Raw genomic sequence first — 22,137 nt, 5'->3', positions numbered from 1 at the left:
TACTTATTTTTCAGAGGTCTGGAAAATGGATAACAGAGTTATCTTGATTTCAATAAGTTGCTGATTATCAATATTTGTTTTTGTAAATATTATTTTTAGAGCGTGAAATTAGTACCCTACATTATTTTTAATAGGTCAGTTACTGAACCTTATACTATTTTTTACAGGTTATTGGTTGAACCCTGCGTTATTTTTTATAGGTCAACGACTTAACCCTGCATTATTTTTAATAGGTTAATGTTTGAACCTTACATCATTTTTTATAGGCCAGTGTCTTAACTCTGCATTATATTTTATAGGTTAGACAGTTGAACCTTGCGTTATTTTTTACAGGTTAGCGAATTAACCCTGCATTATTTTTTATGGGTAAGTAAGTGGTTGAACCGTGTATTATATTTTATAGGTTAGTGGATTAACCCTGTGTTATTTTTTACAGGTAGTGAATATTTAATACTTTTGTGAATGGTTAATTGTTAATTTTTAAAATTAGAAAAGAAATACCGAACTATATGAACATTACCAAAGTCCACATAGAAAATTTTAAAACCTTTAAAGGTTCATTTAAACTCACTTTGAACAAAGGAGTTAATATTCTTGTGGGCGACAATGAAGCAGGAAAATCCACAATCATTGAAGCAATTCATCTTGCTTTAACAGGTTTATATAATGGGAAATATCTGAGAAATGAACTGTCGCAATATGTGTTCAACAATGAAGTTGTTGCTGAATATATTCAAGGTTTAGAAGAAAACAATGTTGCACAATCATTGCCAAAAATCCTCATTGAAGTATTTATTGAGGGCGAAGAAGCCGCAGAATTTGAAGGGGACGGAAATAGTGAAAAAGCAAAAGTTAGCGGATTTTCATTGAGAATTGAGTTTGATGAAAATTGTAAAAAAGAATATGAGGACTTGGTAAAACTTGGTGGGATCAAAACTTTACCGATAGAATACTACAATGTTTCGTGGTCAAGTTTTGCCCGAAATGAAAGTATTACACCAAGAACGATTCCGATAAAATCAGCTTTGATTGATTCGTCAAGTAATAAACTACAAAACGGCTCTGATATTTATATTTCCCGAATTGTAAAAGAGTTTTTGGAATCCAACGAAGTTGTAGAAATATCGCAAGCTCACAGAAAAATGAAAGAATCGTTTATGGAAAACGATGCAATAAAAAAAATAAATGAGAAAATAAAAACAGCATCAAAAATTTCAGATAAAAAGGTTGAAATTTCTGTTGAGTTATCATCAAAGAACGCTTGGGAAAGCAGTTTAATGACTTACTTAGAAGATGTACCATTTCATTATATCGGAAAAGGCGAACAATGTTTGGTAAAAACAAAATTGGCATTAGGTCATAAGAAAGCAAAAGAGGCAAATTTGATTTTGTTGGAAGAACCCGAAAATCATTTGTCATACTCAAAACTCAATCAACTAATCAGCGACATAAAAAACGATAATGGAGGTAAACAAATTTTAATTTCTACACACAGCAGTTTTGTAGCGAATAAATTAGGGCTTGAACATTTGATATTGTTGAATGACAAAAAAACAATAAGGCTAAACGAACTTTCAGCAGGAACTTACAAGTTTTTTGAAAAACTATCAGGTTATGACACTTTACGTTTGATTTTATGCAAGAAAGCTATTTTGGTTGAGGGAGATTCTGACGAGTTAATTGTTCAAAAAGCATTTATGCTTAATAATGACGGCAAACTTCCGATTGAAAAAGGGGTTGATGTAATTTCTGTTGGCACTTCGTTTTTACGATTTTTAGAAATATCCGAAAAAATCGGTACAAAAGTTGCCGTTGTTACCGACAATGACGGTGATTATGAAAACAAAATTACGAAAAAATACGAGGCATATAAAAATTCTACAACGGTTAAGATTTATGGGGATAATCGTAATAACTTAAATACGTTAGAACCTCAAATTGTTGAAGCCAATAAAGATAATATTGATCTATTGCAAGAAATATTGGAAATTGATAAAAACAAATACGACACGCCAGAAAAAATATCCAAGTATATGCAGAACAATAAAACCAATTCCGCATTGAAAATATTTGATACAACAAAACAAATCGTTTTTCCTCAATACATTTTAGATGCAATCAAGAAAGATGAACAATAAACTAATCATAGCTGCCGCAGGTTCTGGAAAAACAACTTTTCTTGTAGAGGAAGCCCTAAAACAGAAAGAAGGAAAAGTCCTTATCACTACATATACACAGGCGAACGAAGCCGAAATACGAAAGAAAATCATTGAAAAGAACAAGTGTATTCCTGAAAACGTTACTGTTCAAACTTGGTTTTCATTTTTACTACAACACGGTGTTAGACCATTTCAAGGAGTTTTGTTTGAAAAGAAAATCAAAGGTTTGATTTTAGTAAATAATCAATCAGGGCTTAAAGGATATACAAAATTTAAGCAACCCATTTATTTTGGTGAAGAAAAAGAATTTGAAAAACATTATTTTTCCAATGCTCTGAAAATATATTCCGACAAACTTTCAAAATTTGTTTTTCGTTGCAATGAAAAATCAAACGGAAATGTAATTGACCGTATTTCACGGATTTATTCTCACATTTTTATTGATGAAGTTCAGGATTTGGCAGGTTACGACCTAGAATTATTGAAACTATTTTTTAACTGTAATTCCACAATTCAATTAGTTGGCGACCCAAGACAAGGAACATATTCAACGAATAGTGCCCCGAAAAACAAACAATTCAAAAAAGCACAAATTGTAAATTTCTTTTCGGATAAAATTGATAACCTTACAAAAGACGATACTTCTTTAATGACAAATTACAGATGTAATAAACCTATTTGCGACTTATCAAATAAACTGTTTCCAAATTTTCAAGCAACAACATCGGGAAATAATGATACAACAGAACATAGCGGAGTATTCTTTATCAAAGAGCAAGACGTAGAAAATTACTTGCAAAAATTTCAAGCACTTCAACTTCGGGACAGCAAAAGAACCAACGTAAACGACAATTACAGAGTAATGAATTTTGGAGAATCAAAAGGATTATCGTTTGACAGAGTTCTAATTTACCCGACAAAGCCTTTTTTAGATTGGCTCAAAGACAATAATACTGAATTAGCCGAAACAAGTCGCTCAAAACTTTATGTAGCAATAACAAGAGCGAGACATAGTGTTGCCATAATTAGCAATAAGGAGAATATTTGTGAAAATATAGAACATTTCAGTTTTGAATGATTTAAAACTTTCTTACAATCAAATTTTTAGAAAACCTATTATCTTGTATTATTTTTTATAGGTAAGTGATTGAACCTTACGTTATTTTTTATAGGTTTGTGAATTAACCTTGTGCTATTTTTTACAGGTTTTTAGTTGTTTATGTGTAGAAACAAAAAAAACGGAAACAGTTTTAAAACCATTTCCGTTTTACATTTAATCAAATTTTCTCAAAAATTTACCGCAAACTTCCTTTCGGTTTCTCTCATACTTTCTGCAAAAACTGCCATATCTCTGCCCACTTTTTCGGTGGTCATTTTAGCGTAAATTTGGGTGGTTTGAATATTTTTATGCCCCAACATTTTACTTACACTTTCCAATGAAACGCCTTTTGACATCGTTAAAGTCGCAAAAGTATGACGTGATAAATGGAACGTCAAATGTTTCTCAATGCCACAAATTTTTGCAATTTCTTTTAAATGGCGATTGACCGTTAAACTCGTTTTTACAGGAAGTAATTTTCCGTTTTTGAATGTTTGCCCTTTATATTTTTCCAGAATTTTCTTCGGAATTTCCATCATCGGAATAAAATAATCCATATCGGTTTTCTCCCGTTTTCCCATAATCCACTGTTGTCCATCGATGGATAATTGGATTTGCTCATTGGTCAATTTAAAGACATCAATATATGATAAGCCCGTAAAACAGCAGAAAATGAAAACATCTCTTGTACGTTCCAGTCTTTTATCCAACTTCCAATTCATCAAAATTTCGACTTCTCTTTGTGTAAGATAACCTCGTTCCGATTTTTCATCTTCAATTTTATAATTGAAAAACGGATTACGATAAATCCATTCATTTTTATATGCTAACTCCAAAATCAGTTTCAGCAAAATTAAATTCTGTGCAATGGTGCTTTGTTTGTTCCCACGAACCGTCAGCATATACATTTCAAAATCACGGATAAATTGGTAATTGATTTCCCGAAGCGGAATATCCGAAAGGTTGTATTTTTCCAAAAGAAATTCCGCCAATCGGATTCGCAGATAATAATAATGGTTGTAAGTCCCTTTTACAATTTTTTTGCCTATCAGATTGAATTTTTCTTCAATTTGTTCATCAAATGCTTTCAGCAACATATATTGTTTGCTGTCTATTCCAAGAAAAATATTCTTTACTTTTTCAGCAGAAACTGCATTTTCCCGTTCTTGAACGTCTCTGTAAATTTTGTGGATTCCAGCTTTTGTTTTTTCAAGCAGTGCATTAATTTCGGAAGATTCTGTACTTTTTCCCGTTGCTTTCCCTTCTTTGACGTTCCAGAGTTTTGGGTCAATGTTTTTCTTCATTCCGAAACGGGCTTCCTTTCCATCAATGGTAATTCTGCAATATACAGGCACACTACCATCTTTTTTTTGTTTGTCTCTTTTCAGAAAGAAAAGGACTTTAAATGTACTTCTCATACGCTTCATTTTTATTGTTGTAAAATTAAATTCAACCTCTAAAAATGAGCGGTTTGCAGGGTGGACAATATCAGTCAGTTATCAGTCAAACACAGCCATTTCAGCCTTTTTTATGACCTCCTTTTGTCTGCATACAAAAGGGGTATGATTTAGAGCGGCAACTTTGTCTCTTTATGGCTGATTTATGGCTTTTTTTGTCTAAATTCGTACCTTACAAAATCATCAATATGTTGACGTTGTCCTGTTTTTGTCAGGGTTTGTCTGCATAGTGCAGATTATTTTGTAAATTTGTCTTAAATTTTAAGAAAAGCTAATGGCTTAAAATTTAATTTAACATCTATAAAAAATGATACAATATCTGGATAACATCCATCACAAAGATTCAAAAAACTTTTTTCTCATTGCAGGACCCTGTGCCATAGAGGATGAGACCATGGCCTTGCAGATTGCGGAACATATTGTAAAACTTTCCGACAAATACAACATTCCGTACATTTTTAAAGGAAGCTTCAAAAAAGCCAACCGAAGCCGCGTGGATTCTTTCACGGGGATTGGTGATGAAAAAGCCCTTAAGATCCTTAAAAAAGTGGGAGAGACCTTCAATATCCCGACTACTACCGATATTCATGAGAACGAGCATGCCGCTTTAGCAGCAGAATATGTGGATGTTTTGCAAATCCCTGCTTTTCTGGTAAGGCAAACCGATCTTTTGATTGCTGCAGCAGAAACAGGCAAGGCAGTGACACTTAAGAAAGGGCAATTTCTCTCACCGGAAGCGATGAAATTTGCAGTACAAAAGGTAAAAGATTCCGGGAACGACAAAACAGCCATTATCGAGAGAGGTAATTCTTTTGGTTATACAGATCTGGTGGTAGATTTCCGTGGGATCCCAACCATGCAACAATACGCACCGGTTATACTGGATGTTACACACTCGCTGCAACAGCCGAACCAAAATTCCGGCGTTACAGGCGGAAGACCGGAACTGATAGAAACCATTGCAAAAGCAGGTATTGCTGTAGGAGCCGACGGTATTTTTATAGAAACGCATCCCGATCCTTCCTGTGCAAAATCAGATGGCGCCAATATGCTGAAGCTTGATTTGCTGGATGATCTGTTGGGCAAACTCACGCGTGTAAGAGAAGCTATTTTATAAATTAAAGTCCGGGTTGCCGGACTTTTTTACGAAGTCATTTCTTGAAAAGAATTAATGATCGACTTGTGGATGATAACAGTTTGATAGTAGGTTTTATTTTCTTTTCATCTACTTATACCATTCATTTTATAAAATTAGGGGCAAACAAATTGTTTTTCTGCATAAGAATTAAATTATTCTTCCGTTCTTTAGATTAATTGTTATTTTTGCTTACCAAGCTTATTTATAATCAACGACGAAAAAAATAAAACTTTGAAAAACTATATTCTTTTATTTCTTCTTCTTTTGCCGGTTGCGGCTTTTTCTCAAATTAATATTAAAGTGCTGGATGAGGACGGTAAAGCAGTCGCTCAGGCCAATGTATCCTACAACAGCCAGAATTATCAGACCGATAAAAACGGGTTTATAAAAATCCCACTGGCCGACTCAGAACAGGCGCTGACGGTGCAGAAAGAAAATTACAAAGGTTTTTCTAAAGTAATTAAACCCAGTCCCAAAACACAATCTGTTAATATTCTTTTTTTGCCAACAGCTAAAGAAAATGAAATACAGGAAGTGGTTTTCCAGAAAAGGGCGAAGTTTAAAACTACCGACATCACATCTGTAGAGATATCCACAAAAGAGGCTCAGGCTGTGGCTTCTCTTGGCGGCGGTGTAGAAACACTTTTGAAAAGTCTGCCTTCTGTTAATTCCAATGCCGAGCTTAGTTCCCAATATATGGTAAGGGGTGGCAGTTATGATGAAAATCTAATTTATATCAATGATATCGAGCTTTACAGGCCGTTTTTGGTCCGTAACTCTTTGCAGGAAGGGATGAGTATCATCAATCCGGATATGGTTTCTACGATCAATTTTTCTGCTGGCGGTTTTGAGCCCAGATATGGAGATAAAATGTCTTCCGCACTTAATATCTATTACAGGCAACCGGAGAAGTTTGAGCTTTCCGGTGAGGCCAGTTTAATTGGTGGCAGATTATCAGCTGGTTTTGCGTCAAAGGATAAAAAATTCACGGGGATTATTTCCGGGCGTTACAGAAATACTAATCTGGTCCTTAATACGCTGAATGAAGATACAGATTTTAATCCAAGGTATTTTGACCTTCAGTCTTATCTTAATTATCAGTTTAATGATAAATGGTCAGTCTCGTTCCTGGGATATTTGGCTAAGAATGATTACGAAATGGTTCCTAAAAAGAAGGAAGTAGATTTTGGGAGTCTGTTGCAGCCTTTGAGACTGACAGTTTTCTACAACGGACAGGAGGATGATCAGTACAAAAACATGATGGGAACAGTAAGTGTTAACTTTAAGCCGAGTAAAAAATGGCAGTTGACGCTGGATAATTTTGCATATCAGAACAGGGAGCGGGAATACTATTCGATTGCTTCGGGCTATATCCTGGAGGCTTTTGATGAGAACGGAAATCCTACCGCAGGTTATGATGCCGGTGGACAGATAGACCATGCGAGAAACGACTTATTAGTAAGAGTGGTTGGCTCACAGTTCCGTACCAAATTCTCTCCGGATATTAATACCGATGTGGAGGTCGGCGCTAAATTTGAAAGGGAAACCATCAAGGATTTTACCAATGAATGGCAGTTTATAGATTCCATCGGGTACAGCAACCCCAGAGATTTTGTGATTCCGGGGCAGCTGGATGCTTCTTCTCTTAACCTTAATTATTATATCGCAGGGCAAAACAATATTACGCCGACCAGAATCTCTGCTTATGCCCAGTTTTCCAAAAAATTCTATTGGGGAGATAACCGGATCTTTGTTAATGGTGGCGCGAGAGTACAGAACTGGAGTTTTAATAAAGAAACATTGTTCAGCCCAAGAGCGCAGATCGCTATCAAACCGAACTGGGATATGGATATGCTCTTCAAACTTGCCGCAGGTGTTTATTATCAGGCGCCATTTTATAAAGAAATCAAGGATCTGACAGGGGCATTCAATCCCGATATCAGGGCACAGAAGTCTTATCAGGTTATTTTATCCAACGATTACGAATTTCAAATTGGTGATTCTCAGCGCAAACCATTCAAGCTGACGACAGAAGCTTATTATAAAAAAATGGAAAATCTAATCCCATATTATCTGGATAATGTGAGGACACGGTATTCCGGCAAAAATAATGCAGAAGGCTACGCTTATGGTATCGATGCAAGATTGTTCGGGCAGTTTGTGCCGGGTGTAGATTCCTGGATATCTGCGAGCTATGCCCGCGTTTACGAGAGTATAGAAGGCATGGGCTATATCCCAAGGCCAACGGATCAACGGTTTAGGTTTACCATGTTTTACCAGGATTATATGCCGAAGTTCCCAAGCATGCGCGTTAATTTGACTCTGACTTATGGCAGCGGATTACCATCCGGAACGCCTGTCCTGTTTGATGCCAACGGATTGCCGGATTATCTGGCTGCTTACCGTTACCAAAAAACCCTGCCTGCATATAAGAGAGTGGATATTGGCCTTACCAAAGTTTTTATTGATCAAAAGGATAACAAAGCGAGCGGCGATTTCTGGAGGAATTTCAAAGAACTGACTTTGGGCGTTCAGATTTTCAATGCCTTCAATATCAATAATACGATTGCCAACCAGTGGATTAGCGATGTTAACTCTACACCGCACATTTATTATCCTGTTCCGGTAAGGCTTACCGGTCGGTTTTTTAATGTAACTTTAGGCTTTAAACTTTAAAAGCTGAATATGAAATCAAAAGAAAATCTTTCGCAGATGTCAAATGAAGCTCTGATAAAGAATTACAAAAGTGCCAAAGGCATCTACATTGCTTTTGCTGCGATATTTGTGTTGCTTTTGATTAGTTGTCTTTATCTTACTGTCGCAAAAGGCTTCAGTGTATTTACGGTACTGCCGTTTACATTTATACCAATTCTCATTGCCAATGTCATGAGTTTTGGTAAAGTAAAAGAAGAAATGAAAGCCCGAAAATTAATATAGCCGGCTTGACAAATTTAAAAAAGCTTCCCGATTGTGGAAGCTTTTTTTATGGTTTTAGAAATAAGACCTGATGAACCTCAATTTGTGCGTATGTTTATTCTGATCTTTATTGAAAATGCCTGACGAATCCAAGCTGTCTATTCTTACTTTGCCGTGGGCGTGAATGATTTTTTGATCGGCCAGGATAATGCCAACGTGGATGATTCGTCCGTCTTGATTTTCAAAAAATGCCAGGTCGCCCGGTTTAGCTTCTTCTACAAAGGTTAATGCTTCTCCCAATTCTGCCTGCTGATAAGTGTCTCGCGGGATTTTTATACCATGTACTTTATAAACCGTTTGTGTAAATCCACTGCAATCGATCCCAAAAAAACTTTTCCCGCCCCAGAGATAAGGCACGTTCAGGAACTCTTTGGCGCAGTTCACAATGCTTTCGCTAAGATCTTTTCCTCTGGTTGGGGAAGTAGTATCAAATGGCACTTCTGAACCTATCGACAACAAAGTTCTGCCATCTTCTAACATGGCTGACTGAAAGGCTTCTTTTACCAGGTTTACTTTTCTGGAGCTTAAAAATTCGTCAGAAACCGGCGAAATTTGTTTGGTGTCCATCCAGGCTTCGTAATGGTCGTAATGCGTGCAGACTTTGGTCCAGTTGTTATTCACTTCCAAAATATCGGCTGACTCGCCGTAGAGCAGTTGCGATACAATTTCGCTTTTATCAGAATTTTCTGCCCGCAGCGGAGCGATGGAAACATTACAAATGCCTTTGTTCATGGTTTGGATAATTACGAATGTTAAATTACGAATTTTATTTCTTTCTGATGAGATGCAATCCGTCTCGCAAAGGTAAGATTAGATTTTCGAAATCGGGATCTTCGGCAATAATTTTGTTAACCAGCTTGATCTGTTCTGTCTGTTTATCTTTTGGGTTGTTATCCAGGACTTTACCATACCATAGCACATTGTCTATCAGGATAATGCTGCCGGAACGCAGGTTGGGTTTGATGAGTTTCAGATACTCCAGATAGCTTTCTTTGTCGGCATCGATGAAAATGAGATCCCAGATTTTATCCAATGTTTTGATTTCCTCTTTCGCATCACCCAAGATGAATTCGATTTGGTCTTTATAATCACTTTCTGCAAAATATTTTTGTGGGATATACGCGAGATCTTCATTCTTATCAATCGTATAGATTTTACCTTCTTTTGGCAAACCTTCAGCAATGCTTAAGGCGGCATAACCTGTGAAAGTCCCAATTTCCAGAACGTTTTGTGGCTTGATGATATGCGAAAGGATACTCAGCAGCCGGCCTTGCAGGTATCCAGAAATCATGTGCGGCTGCGTGGTTTTCTGATAGGTTTCTTTTCTGAGTTTTTTTAGGATCGCAGGTTCTTCGGAAGCGTTGTCTTCCAGATAGCGGTCCATCTCTTTGTCTAATTCTTCGAAGTAACTCATAGGGTTTACAGCGTTTGAGGTTTAAAGTTCAAAGTTAATCTAATTTGAATTGAAAAACCAATGTTGATTGAATGCGGGATCCGCAGCCCGGCTTGAACGAAGCTCATTTTTTGTGGCTGGAAAAGCGAAGGCAAAAATAGCGGGAGTGGAAGACGGATAAAGCTGCCCAAAATATTAACACAAAAAAACCTTGCCATTCCTGACAAGGTTTAATTATGAACTCTGAATGAATCAATTATCATTCATCGTATATCTTTTATTTCTTAACCGGAGCAATGTCCATCAATTTCATGAACTCATCCAGTTTTGGCATAATGATGATCTCTGTCCTACGGTTTTCTGATCTGCCGGAAACAGAGGCATTGGTTGTCTTAGGATTATACTCGGATCTACCACCAGCTGTGATTCTGTTAGGATTTACACCGAACTGTGTTTGCAAAATCTTTGCAACTGCGGTAGCTCTAAGAGCAGACAGATCCCAGTTATCGCGCGGCACATTATTGCTGGCAAGAGGTGTGTTGTCTGTATTACCTTCGATAAGTACACTGTACGTGTCATAATCGTTGATAACTTTGGCCACTTTACCTAAAACTTCCTGAGCAGCCGGCAATACATCGTATTTACCTACCTGATAAAGCATTTTATCAGACAATGAAATCATTACGACACCTTTGAGAACTTTTACGTCCACATCCTGATCTGCGATATTATCCAAAGAACGTTTCAGTTTGTTGGATAATGCAAGGTTGAGGCTGTCATTTTTAGAGTTTGTGGAGATCAGCTGCTTGATATATTTGTTGGACGCATTGATCTCGCCAACCAGTTTATCAATATTGGTAGATGACTTGCCAGAGTTGCTAAGGCAAGCATCCAAACTGGATTTCAGCGCATTGTTTTGTCCCAAAAGCAGGTCATTCTGGCCTTTGAGCGCAGAGTTCTGGCTGGTAAGATCCTGGATCTGACGCTGTCTGTCGCCGGCATCTGCAATACATTGTTTGTAATTGAGATTGAGGGCATCAAACTGTTTTTTGCTGACACAAGACGCCAGGGAAAGCCCCAGGGCAGAGATGGTCAAAATTTTAAATAACTTCATAAGTAAATATTTATTTGTTTTTTATCAGAACTTGTTGCAATAGCTTTGCTTTGATGATTTCAAAAATAAGAATTAATAAGCTTATCTTTGTTGTTAAAACTTAATATATCGTTATAAAATTGTGTTAAATCTTGCAGCGTTTCAAAACAGCCTTTCTGAGCTGGTTCCCAATCCGCATCAAAAAACATACCTTTTAGCCGTTAGCGGTGGTGTAGATTCTATGGTTTTGGCTGATCTGTTCCGTGTTTCAGGTCTGGATTTCCATATTGCCCATATCAACTATCATCTTCGGAATGAGGATTCTAACCTAGACCAGAAGATTGTTTCTGATTTTTGTGATAAGTACAGAGTTCCTTTTCATTTATATGAAATCTCCGAAAAAGATAAGCAGCCGGAAAATTCGATACAGAATTGGGCAAGGGAATTGAGATACCGGTTTTTTAGGGGAATCCAGGAAAAAGAAAAGCTTGATTTTCTGATGACAGCCCATCATTTGAATGACCAGTTGGAAACTTTTATCATCAATCTTTCCAAAGCTGCCGGAATCCGTGGTCTTGGCGGAATTCCTGCTAACGAGAACGGGATTGTCCGTCCACTTTTGGGATTTTCTAAGGATGAAATTTACGATTTTGCAAAGCAAAACAAGATTGATTTTCGCGAAGACCTGTCCAATCAAAAAACGGATTACCTAAGGAATAAAATCCGACACAACATCGTCCCGGAACTGGATAAAATCAACGATCATTTTCTTATTAATTTTTCAAAAAGCGTCCGTTATATTAACCAGGCTAAGGATGTTATAAACACTTTGATAGACGAAAAAATCAAAAGTTTTGAAACTGATATTGCAACAGGGCCAATCATTATTAATAAAGAACAATTAGAAAATGAGCCGGAATTGATTCGTTTTGAGATTCTGAAAAAACTTGGTTTTACTGATAAAAATGAGATGCAGAAGATCTTCACAGCACATACAGGAAGTATTTTTTGCAGTCCTGACGGTCGCCTTGTTGTCAACAGGGATGAGTTGATTTTTGAGAAGAAGTTAGAAGCTGAAAGTAAGAAGTTAGAAGAAGTAATGCTGGATATTGTTGACAATGAAATTCTTATTCCTGAAAATATTGAGAAAGAAATCCATGAATTCGGCAATTGTAACTGGAAAATCGATCAGAATAAAATTCAGCTGCCATTAAAGCTAAGAAAAAAAAGAGAAGGCGATTTGTTTTCCCCAATCGGGATGGTTGGAAAAAAAAAGATTTCCAAATTTTTTAAGGACGAAAAATTGTCTATTTTAGCGAAGCAAAAAATCTGGCTTTTGTGTGATGCTGATGATAAAGTGCTGGGCGTGTTGCCTTTTCGTCAGGATGGAAGATATAGTTCGGACAATTCAAAAACAGAATTAATTATAAATATATAAATATTAATCCACAAAAGATTAGAGATTACTGTGATTAAAACTAAATAAAAATGAAAGATTTAAAACTGGTGTTTTCAACACTGTTTCTATTTATAATAACCTTTGTCAACGCGCAGATCAAAAATCCTGTTAAATTTAAATTTGATGTCAACCCTGTAGGAAAAGAAGAGTACGAGGCAGTTTTGACGGCAACGATAGAAGACAGCTGGCATATCTATTCCAAAGATCTTCCTCCGGATTCCGGGATCCCAACAGAGTTTAAAATTGCTTCAAAACAAGGTATTCAGCTGCTTGGCAAAGTTCAGGAAGTAGGCAAGAAGCACGACGAGTTTTCAGAAGCTTTTGGAGCGCAAATTATTTATTACTCAAACAAAGTTACTTTTAAGCAAAAATTTAAGCCAAAAGATACTTCAAAACCTTTGACTGTTACGGCCGAGATTATGTATCAGACCTGTAACGACCGTGTTTGCCTGGCTCCCAATACATTGGAGTTTGAAAAACAGATCGCTGCAACTGCAAGCCCCGATGCTTCTCAACTTACTAACGCACCAAGTCTCAAATCCGATAGTAATTCTGTTGCTGCGCCCGAATCTCAAACAGAAGTAGCTGTCGTTTCACCGGTTAACCAGCAAAAGCAGGAAGGTTTGAAAATCAATTCTTTAGATTTTAAAAACCCCTTGACCAACTGCGGAACTGCTCAGCAAAAACCAAATGATGATAACTGGCTGGTTCTCGGCCTTGGCTTTTTGGGCGGATTGATTGCATTATTGACGCCTTGCGTTTTCCCAATGATTCCGCTGACGGTTTCGTTCTTTACAAAAGGGAATAAAAACAAAGCGAAAGGGAAACGGGATGCTTTTATTTACGGCTTTTTTATCCTGTTGATTTTCGTTTTGCTCAGTATACCGTTTCATATTATTGACGGGATTTCCGGGAATATTTTCAATCAAATTTCAACTAATATCTGGCTGAATCTGTTCTTTTTTGCCATCTTTTTGTTCTTTGCACTCAGTTTTTTCGGTTATTACGAGATTACATTGCCAAGTTCTATCGCCAACAAATCATCCAAAGCGGAAGAAGCAGGCGGATTGATTGGCATTTTCTTTATGGCTTTAACTTTGGTTATCGTGTCATTCTCCTGCACAGGTCCTATTTTAGGAAGTTTGCTGGGTGGCGTTGTGGCCGGAGCAACTAATGTTCCAACATTGTTAACTTTTGCATTAGCCGGTTTTGGATTAGCCTGGGCATTGGTTTTTGGGTTGTTGGCATTATTTCCGCAGGCGTTGCAAAGTCTACCAAAATCCGGCGGTTGGATGAATACTGTGAAAGTTGTTCTTGGATTTATAGAATTGGCTTTGGCTCTCAAATTTTTGTCGAAGGCAGATTTAGTTTCCAAAACATTTTTGCTGAAAAGAGAGTTGTTCATAGTACTTTGGATTATTATTGCCATAGGATTGGTATTGTACTTATTCGGGAAAATCAGGTTTCCGCACGATGATAAGAAACCGAAGATTTCTTTAACCAGGAGGATTTTAGGGGTTTTCGGAATTGTGTTTATCGGCTATCTGATTCAGGGATTGATTCCATCAGAAAAACCAAAATTACAAATGCTGAGCGGCATTTTGCCGCCGCTGAATGTCAGTTATTTCCATAAAGAATCAGACGGTATTTTGGGCTTAAAACCTTATCATAATTATTTTGAAGCAATAGAAGTTGCGAAGAAAGAAAACAAACCTGTGTTGATAGATTTTACGGGATATGGCTGTGAAAACTGCCGCAAGATGGAGGAATTTGTCTGGAGTCAGGATGATATTCTGCCGATGATTCAGAATGATGTGATTCTGGCTTCGGTCTATGTTGATGATAAGGAGGAATTGCCGGAAAATGAGCAAATCAAAATCGATATGGGCGAGGGACAGATGAAGAAGATTAAAACCATTGGTGACAAATGGAGCCTGTTTCAGCAGGTTAATTTTAATAATAATTCTCAGCCACATTATGTTTTGGTAACGCCTGATCAAAAGGTAATTAATGCGCCGGTTTCCGGTTATATGCCAAAAGAAGATTTTAAAAAATTTCTGAAATGTGGGATCGACTATTTTAAGAATAACAATTAACAGATACAGTTAAGCGGTCTTTACCGTTTTTTTTATAACAGCGATTTATGATTCTGTTCCTCATCTGAATAAAATCATAAATCGCTGTTTTAATTAGTCCAATCAAAATTTCATCCTTATTTTTGCATTTCATACATTTTAAAAAATGCCTCTCTTGCTGTGTTTTATAATCACTGAAAGATGACAGGCAATATCATGGCAAAAATATTAGAAATCTCTATATGAAAAAGATTCAGGATATTCTTATTTCTACCCGAACAATGGCTGTTCTTCTGCTTGCTTTTGCAATCTCTATGGCCGTTGCAACCTTTGTCGAAAACGACTACGGAACACCTACAGCAAAGGCTTTGATCTATGAAGCTAAATGGTTTGAGGCCATCATGTTTTTATTAATTCTTAACTTTATAGGTAATATTGGCCGCTACAGGTTGTGGAGAAAAGAAAAGTGGCCGGTTTTGGTTTTCCACCTGGCTTTTATATTGATTTTTATTGGAGGTGCTATCACAAGGTACATCAGTTTTGAAGGGACGATGCATATCCGCGAAGGTGAAACATCCAACGAAATTGTTAGCGATAAACATTTTTTCAAAATCAAGATTGAGGAAAAAGGTGAGCAGCAAAATTACCAGGATATCCCTTATCTGATGTCGCCGCTTCATCATAATTTCAATGCCACTTATGATTTCCTGGGCAAGGAGAAAGTTGTGGTAAAAACATTGGATTACATCCAAAGGAAAAAGGACAGTCTGCAGCCCAATCCCAACGGGAAAGAATATCTGCATCTGGTGTCTACCAGCGATATGGGCGGCCGCCAGAATATCTATCTTGGCGAGGGCGATGTGCAGGATGTTAACGGAACATTGGTTTCCTATAACAGAACCTCTATTGCCGGTGCGGTAGAATTCAGGAAAGTTAATGGTGAGCTGTTTATCAAAACACCGAGTGATGCCAATTATATGACGATGGCAACACAAGCCACAGGTACTACAAAGAAAGATGAGTTTCAGCCATTGGCGTTGCGAAGCCTTTATACCATAGATCAGCTAAAACTGGTAATTCCCGAAGGGATTAAAAAAGGGAAACTGGTCGCTTACGAAGGTGATAAGCAAAAAGATAAAGATGTACCGGATCTATTAAAAGTTGAAGTTTCCGGGCCAAAAACCAGGCAGATTGTAGATTTGGTGGTAGAAAAAGGCAATCCCAATAATTACAAACAAATACACCTGGATGGTTTGGATATCATGCTCGGATTCGGACCCAAAATTTATTTCACCCAGCCTTTTGCTTTGAAACTGGACAAATTTGTGATGGAAACGTATCCGGGAAGTTCATCACCATCTGCTTATGAGTCCCATGTTAAGATTGTGGACGAAGGTAAAGAGACACCCTATAATATCTATATGAATCACGTTCTTAATTATAAAGGTTACCGTTTTTTTCAATCCAGTTTTGACCCGGACAGGAAGGGGACGGTTCTCTCTGTTAACCATGATTTCTGGGGAACACTGATTAGTTATATTGGTTATGTATTTTTATTCTTGGGTATGTTTGTCTCGATGTTTTGGAAAGGTTCGCGATTCTGGGATCTTAATAAAATGCTAAAGCAGGTTAGTAAAAAGAAAGCAGCAGCATTGCTTTTGATCATGTTGAGTGTAGGGTTTAATGCACAGGAAATCGATATGCATGGTAAAGACGGCAGTCATGATGGTCATGCCCATGCCGAGGCAAAACCTGCTGCAACCGGCAAAAATCCAATGGTTTTGGATGCCGATGCCATGGTTAAAAATATCGAGATTAGTAAAGAGCATGCGGATAAATTTGGATATCTGTTGGTTCAGAATTACGAGGGAAGGATTGTGCCGGTTAACACGCAGGCTATCGATATTCTCCACAAGCTGACAAGCCGGGATCATTTTCAGGATTTGGATGCCAACCAGTGGTTTTTGGCGGCTACGATAGATCCTATGTTTTGGGCTCAGGTCAATATCATAAAAATAGAGACCAAAGGTAAAGTTGGAAAAGATCTTGAGGCTAAAACCAAGGCGACAGAAGATGGTTTTACCAGTCTTATCAAATTATTTCCGGCAGATAAAAACGGGAATCTTAGGTTTGTTTTAGAAGATGATTATAATGAGGCTTTTAGAAAAAAAGCTTCCGAAAGAACAAGATATGATGACGCTGTCATCGCACTTAATGATAAAGTTCAGGTGCTCAATGGGATAATGTCTTACCAATATTTCAGAACTGTTCCCGTAAAAAATGATGTCAATCATACCTGGAACTCGGTAATGACGCCTAATTTTGAACCGGACGAAAACGCGCAGGCTGTATTGGGGCCTTATCTGTCGAGTGTGCTTTTGGCAACACAAGGCGGCAGTTGGGCTAAAGCTGATGCAGAATTGGCAAAAGTTGAGGCTTATCAACAGAAGTGGGGTAAAAATGTAGTGCCAGATGAGAACAAAGTGAAGCTTGAAGTTCTGATGAATACTTTAGATATCAACTTCAAACTGTTGATTTTCTATACCATCATTGGTGGCTTGTTGTTGGTTTTAGGTTTTGTAGAGTTATTCAAACCGAGTAAAATTCTTCATAATGTAGTCAAGGCATTAATTTGCCTTGGAGCTGTAGGCTATTTCTTGCATTTCCTGGGGTTGGTGGCGCGATGGTATATTTCCGGACATGCCCCTTGGAGTAATGGTTATGAGGCTATTATGTTTATTTCGTGGATTGGTATAACAGCCGGTTTTATATTATACAGAAACTCAAATACTCTGATACCTGCAGCTGGTTTTATGGTAGCAATGATTTTAATGGGATTTGCACATGGCGCTATAGGACTTGATCCGCAAATTACTCCGTTGGTACCAGTTCTCAAGTCTTACTGGCTGGTTATTCATGTAGCAATAATTACTTCAAGTTACGGTTTTTTCTCCCTGTCGATGATTATCGCCATGATTTCGTTGATTTTTTATATTATTGCCAGTAAAAATGCTTTTAAAAAGCACAATGATACCACATTGAAAGAATTAGCTATCGTTAGCGAAATGTCGCTCAATATCGGGCTGCTCACATTGACGGTAGGTAACTTTTTGGGCGGAGTTTGGGCGAACGAGTCGTGGGGACGTTACTGGAGCTGGGATCCAAAAGAAACCTGGGCTTTTATCTCGATAATGATTTATGCGTTTGTAATTCATATGCGATTAGTTCCGGGGCTTAGAGGCCGTTATACCTTCCATGTTGTGACAATGTTTGCGTTTTGTTCGATGGTAATGACTTATTTTGGGGTTAATTATTACCTGTCAGGTTTGCATTCTTATGCGAAAGGTGACCCGATCCCGTTGCCATTATGGGTTTACATCAGCATTAGTTATATGATCGTATTATCTGTAGCCGCTTGGTTTAAGTATAAAAAACTTCACAACGATCTTCATATCAAAAAAGATGAGAGAACACAGGTAGAACCTTAGTTTTAATTCGATATATCTTTATAAAAATTAAAATCAGTCTGTAGCAGGCTGATTTTTTTTTAAAGCTTTAACATGTTTAAGATAAGGTGAATACAGATGTAAGAAAAATGTTGCAAGCTTCTGATCGACAAAAAATTAAGTATATATTAATAATTTAGCCTTATTTTTAAAAATCGTCAATCGGGACTTTAACTTCCCGTAAAAATTCATTACATTTGCACGCGTAAAAAATGAATATGCAAAACATTAGAAATATAGCGATTATCGCACACGTTGACCATGGTAAAACGACTTTGGTTGATAAGATTATTCACGCAACACATATCTTCCGAGACAATCAGGAGAGTGGTGAGTTGATTATGGATAATAACGATCTGGAGAGAGAAAGAGGGATTACCATTCTTTCAAAAAACATCTCCGTCAATTACAAAGATGTTAAAATTAATGTGATTGATACACCTGGTCACGCCGATTTTGGAGGTGAGGTAGAAAGAGTTCTTAAAATGGCTGACGGTGTCATCTTATTGGTAGATGCGTTTGAAGGTCCAATGCCGCAAACCAGATTTGTACTTCAAAAAGCTTTGGAATTAGGCCTTAGACCATTGGTAGTTATCAACAAAGTAGATAAGCCAAACTGCCGTCCGGAGGAAGTTCATGATCAGGTTTTTGATTTATTCTTCAACCTGGATGCTACAGAAGAGCAGTTGGATTTCCCAACTTTCTACGGTTCGTCTAAACAAGGATGGTTCAATACTTCATTAGAGGAAACTGATAATATATTCCCATTATTAGACGGTATTTTACAATATGTTCCTGAACCAAAAATTGAAGAAGGCAACCTGCAGATGCAGATCACTTCTTTGGATTATTCTTCTTTCTTAGGAAGAATCGCCATTGGTAAAGTAACAAGAGGCGAAATCAAAGAATCACAGTGGATCGGTCTTGCACAGGCAGACGGAAAAATCGTGAAAGGTAAAGTAAAAGAACTTTATGTTTTTGAAGGCCTTGGAAAGAAAAAAGTAACCGAAGTTAAAGCAGGAGATATTTGTGCTGTTGTTGGTTTTGACGCTTTCCAGATTGGTGATTCTTTTGTAGATCTTGAGAATCCGGAACCATTGCCAAGAACCGCGATCGACGAGCCAACATTGAACATGACGTTCTCTATCAATAATTCACCTTTCTTTGGAAAAGATGGTAAATATGTTACTTCTAACCACTTGAAAGACAGATTGACTAAAGAATTGGAAAAAAACCTGGCTTTGAGAGTTCAACAGACTGATGATGCCAACACATTCCTTGTTTTTGGTAGAGGTATTCTTCACTTGTCAGTTTTGATTGAAACGATGAGAAGAGAAGGCTACGAGATGACTATTGGTCAGCCTCAGGTTATCCTGAAAGAAGGTGAAAATGGTGAGAAGTTGGAGCCTTACGAATCCTTGGTAGTAGATGTGCCGGAAGAATTTGCTTCCAGAGTTATCGATTTGGCAACTCAGAGAAAAGGTGACCTTCACATTATGGAAACCAAAGGTGAAATGCAGCACTTGGAATTTGAGATACCTTCCAGAGGTTTGATCGGATTGCGTTCTCAGATGTTGACGGCTACAGCCGGTGAAGCTATTATGGCACACCGTTTTACAGAGTATAAGCCTTTCAAAGGTGCAATACCAGGAAGGAATAATGGTGTGTTGGTAAGCAAAGGAACAGGACCTGCAACAGAGTATTCCATTAACAAACTACAGGACAGAGGCAAGTTCTTCGTAGATCCGGGTGAGGAGATCTACACCGGTATGATTGTTGGGGAACAAAATAAACCTGGTGACCTTGTGGTGAATATTGTGGAAGCTAAACAGCTGAACAATATGCGTGCAGCCGGTAAAGATAAAGATACGGGCGTTGCTCCAAAAATCCTGTTCTCTCTGGAAGAATGTATGGAATATATCCAGGCAGACGAGGCGATTGAAGTAACACCAAACTTCATCAGGATGAGGAAGAAAATACTTTCCGAAGAAGAAAGAAAAAGAGTAGAGCGATCTGCTAAAGCATAAGCTTAATCAATATTTAAGTCCTCATTTTTGAGGACTTTTTTGTGTTTAATATTAATAAGTACTCAAATGAATTTTACCATAAAAATCAACTGCAAAGACGAAAAAGGTTTGGTTTACAGAATCTCCGAAATCCTGCTGGAAAATGGACTCAATATTATAAAGAATGATGAATTCGTAGATAACGAAAAAGCACTGTTCTTTATGAGGACAAAAGTGGCCGGAATAGCTGAGCCAGAGAAAGTAATTGACCAACTCAAAAAACAATTGGGTGAATGCTCAATTGAATTGAGTCAAAATAAACCTAAAAATGTGGTAATATTAGTGACTAAAGAACATCATTGCCTGGCAGATTTATTAATTAGAAATCAGTTTAACGATCTTAATGTTAATATTCTTGCAGTGCTAGGGAATTATGAAAATCTAAGGGAACTGACGGAGAAATTCAATCTGCCTTTTATTTATATTCCCACGGAAAATATCACAAGGGAAGAACACGAAAAAGAAATCAAAACGGCTCTCCAGGCTTTTGATTTCGATTATCTGGTTTTGGCGAAGTTTATGAGGATTCTTTCACCAGATTTTGTGAAAGATTTTCAAGGTAAAATTATTAATATCCACCATTCGTTTTTACCGGCTTTCATCGGTGCCAATCCTTACAAACAAGCATTTGAAAGAGGTGTTAAAATCATCGGGGCAACGGCGCATTTTGTGACCAATGATCTGGATGAAGGGCCAATTATTTATCAGGACGTTATCAAAGTAAGCCACTCCAAAACAGCGAAAGATTTGGCAAAAATGGGAAAAGATGTAGAACGAATTGTTCTGGCAAACGCCCTAAAATTGGTTTTCGAAGATAAAGTTTTTATTTATGGTAATAAAACTATTATTTTTGAATAAATACATTTTTTAATAATTCCGCTCCCCAAAAATTGCAGATCCTACACGCACCGAATTGGAGCCCGATTCTATTGCCAACGGGAAATCGCCACTCATTCCCATAGACAAAGTTTCCAAAGGTTTTAGCTGAGATAATTCATCAAAAAGGTTTTTCAGTATAGAGAATTCTTCGCGGATTTGGCTTTCATCATCTACAAAACTGGCCATTCCCATCAAGCCTTTGATTTCGATATTAGGGAAAGTCTCAAGCAGATATTCTTCAAAAATAGCTTTGGCCTCATCTATAGTTAAACCAAATTTTGTTTCCTCTTTGGCAATTTTCACCTGAAGTAGCACGTTAATTTTACGGTTGCTTTTCGCCGCTTCTTTGTCAATTTCTTTTAATAATTTTTCGCTATCCACACTTTCTATCATGGCGACAAAACCAGCGATGTATTTCACTTTATTGGTTTGAAGATGACCTATCAAATGCCATTCGATATCGTTGGGAAGAACGGGTTGTTTTTCCAATAATTCCTGAACTTTATTCTCTCCGAAAACCTTTTGTCCCAAATCATAGACTTCTTTGATTTTCTCTGAAGGGTGATTTTTGGAAACTGCAACCAGTTTTACATTTTGTGGAAGCTGAGAAAGTATATCTTGATAATTTTGTTCGATTGACATTATAATTGAATTTAGGAAAATCTGATGCAAAAATAAGGATTAATTAACTTGTGTAAAATGAATTAAAAATTGGTAAATTTAACTTTAAATTGAAAATCAATATGTATATCCGTTTTTAATCATACTGCTGTAATATTAGCAATAATGAGCCTTTCGAATAGTTTGTCTCCGAAATATCTTCGATTTAGTTTGTAA

General features: G+C 37.3%; 15 protein-coding genes. 10 read left to right on the top strand and 5 right to left on the bottom strand.

What is annotated here, in order from left to right; translation table 11 throughout:
- The first annotated feature begins 509 nt into the window (after positions 1-509).
- Positions 510-2,138: an ATP-dependent nuclease gene (locus tag B0B05_RS03785; RefSeq protein ID WP_076782159.1), complete on the top strand. Its 1,629-nt coding sequence runs from the start codon at positions 510-512 to the stop codon at positions 2,136-2,138.
- Positions 2,128-3,237, top strand: a complete 1,110-nt coding sequence (locus tag B0B05_RS03780; RefSeq protein WP_076782158.1) for a UvrD-helicase domain-containing protein — start codon at positions 2,128-2,130, stop codon at positions 3,235-3,237. The genes B0B05_RS03785 and B0B05_RS03780 overlap by 11 nt, the downstream gene beginning before the upstream one ends.
- Positions 3,238-3,446: 209 nt before the next feature.
- Here the strand turns inward: B0B05_RS03780 and B0B05_RS03775 are convergent, their stop codons facing one another.
- Positions 3,447-4,676 carry a site-specific integrase gene (locus B0B05_RS03775; protein WP_076782157.1) on the bottom strand — a complete coding sequence of 410 codons (1,230 nt, stop codon included), beginning with the start codon at positions 4,674-4,676 and terminating at the stop codon, positions 3,447-3,449.
- Positions 4,677-5,022: 346 nt separating this feature from the next.
- Here B0B05_RS03775 and kdsA point away from each other — a divergent pair, with 346 nt between their 5' ends.
- The 3 genes from kdsA to B0B05_RS03760 all read left to right on the top strand — a co-directional run bounded on the left by kdsA (position 5,023) and on the right by B0B05_RS03760 (position 8,790).
- Complete coding sequence (kdsA, locus tag B0B05_RS03770; RefSeq protein WP_076782156.1) at positions 5,023-5,832, top strand: 3-deoxy-8-phosphooctulonate synthase; 810 nt, start codon at positions 5,023-5,025, stop codon at positions 5,830-5,832.
- A 513-nt stretch (positions 5,833-6,345) separates the two neighbouring features.
- Positions 6,346-8,529 (top strand): TonB-dependent receptor plug domain-containing protein, encoded by a 2,184-nt coding sequence (locus tag B0B05_RS03765; RefSeq protein ID WP_076782231.1) that lies wholly within the window; start codon positions 6,346-6,348, stop codon positions 8,527-8,529.
- A 9-nt stretch (positions 8,530-8,538) separates the two neighbouring features.
- Positions 8,539-8,790, top strand: coding sequence for a hypothetical protein (locus B0B05_RS03760; RefSeq protein ID WP_076782155.1), 252 nt, complete (start codon positions 8,539-8,541; stop codon positions 8,788-8,790).
- 54 nt (positions 8,791-8,844) lie between these two features.
- Here the strand turns inward: B0B05_RS03760 and B0B05_RS03755 are convergent, their stop codons facing one another.
- The 3 genes from B0B05_RS03755 to B0B05_RS03745 all read right to left on the bottom strand — a co-directional run bounded on the left by B0B05_RS03755 (position 8,845) and on the right by B0B05_RS03745 (position 11,336).
- Positions 8,845-9,561, bottom strand: a complete 717-nt coding sequence (locus tag B0B05_RS03755; RefSeq protein WP_076782154.1) for a C40 family peptidase — start codon at positions 9,559-9,561, stop codon at positions 8,845-8,847.
- Positions 9,562-9,595: 34 nt separating this feature from the next.
- Positions 9,596-10,243, bottom strand: coding sequence for an O-methyltransferase (locus tag B0B05_RS03750; RefSeq protein ID WP_076782153.1), 648 nt, complete (start codon positions 10,241-10,243; stop codon positions 9,596-9,598).
- 256 nt (positions 10,244-10,499) lie between these two features.
- Positions 10,500-11,336 (bottom strand): OmpA/MotB family protein, encoded by an 837-nt coding sequence (locus tag B0B05_RS03745; protein ID WP_076782152.1) that lies wholly within the window; start codon positions 11,334-11,336, stop codon positions 10,500-10,502.
- A 121-nt stretch (positions 11,337-11,457) separates the two neighbouring features.
- Between B0B05_RS03745 and tilS the strand changes: the two genes are divergently transcribed.
- From tilS to purU, 5 genes are all read left to right on the top strand, one after another.
- Entirely contained in the window at positions 11,458-12,753 is a 1,296-nt protein-coding gene (gene tilS, locus B0B05_RS03740) for a tRNA lysidine(34) synthetase TilS (RefSeq protein ID WP_076782151.1), read from the top strand.
- Between the two features lie 50 nt (positions 12,754-12,803).
- Positions 12,804-14,870, top strand: coding sequence for a protein-disulfide reductase DsbD family protein (locus B0B05_RS03735; protein ID WP_076782150.1), 2,067 nt, complete (start codon positions 12,804-12,806; stop codon positions 14,868-14,870).
- A 221-nt stretch (positions 14,871-15,091) separates the two neighbouring features.
- Positions 15,092-18,337 carry a c-type cytochrome biogenesis protein CcsB gene (gene ccsB, locus B0B05_RS03730; protein WP_076782149.1) on the top strand — a complete coding sequence of 1,082 codons (3,246 nt, stop codon included), beginning with the start codon at positions 15,092-15,094 and terminating at the stop codon, positions 18,335-18,337.
- Between the two features lie 236 nt (positions 18,338-18,573).
- Entirely contained in the window at positions 18,574-20,382 is a 1,809-nt protein-coding gene (typA, locus tag B0B05_RS03725) for a translational GTPase TypA (RefSeq protein WP_076782148.1), read from the top strand.
- A gap of 66 nt (positions 20,383-20,448) precedes the next feature.
- Positions 20,449-21,279, top strand: a complete 831-nt coding sequence (purU, locus tag B0B05_RS03720) for a formyltetrahydrofolate deformylase (protein ID WP_076782147.1) — start codon at positions 20,449-20,451, stop codon at positions 21,277-21,279.
- Positions 21,280-21,288: 9 nt separating this feature from the next.
- Here the strand turns inward: purU and B0B05_RS03715 are convergent, their stop codons facing one another.
- On the bottom strand, positions 21,289-21,942 hold the full coding sequence (locus B0B05_RS03715) for a YggS family pyridoxal phosphate-dependent enzyme (RefSeq protein WP_076782146.1): 654 nt from the start codon (positions 21,940-21,942) through the stop codon (positions 21,289-21,291).
- Positions 21,943-22,137 lie beyond the last annotated feature (195 nt).

Origin of the sequence: Epilithonimonas bovis DSM 19482 (assembly GCF_900108115.1) — a bacterium.
GTDB lineage: Bacteria > Bacteroidota > Bacteroidia > Flavobacteriales > Weeksellaceae > Epilithonimonas > Epilithonimonas bovis.
Note: the sequence above shows the minus strand (reverse complement) of the source record. Positions and strands in the feature narration are given on the sequence as shown.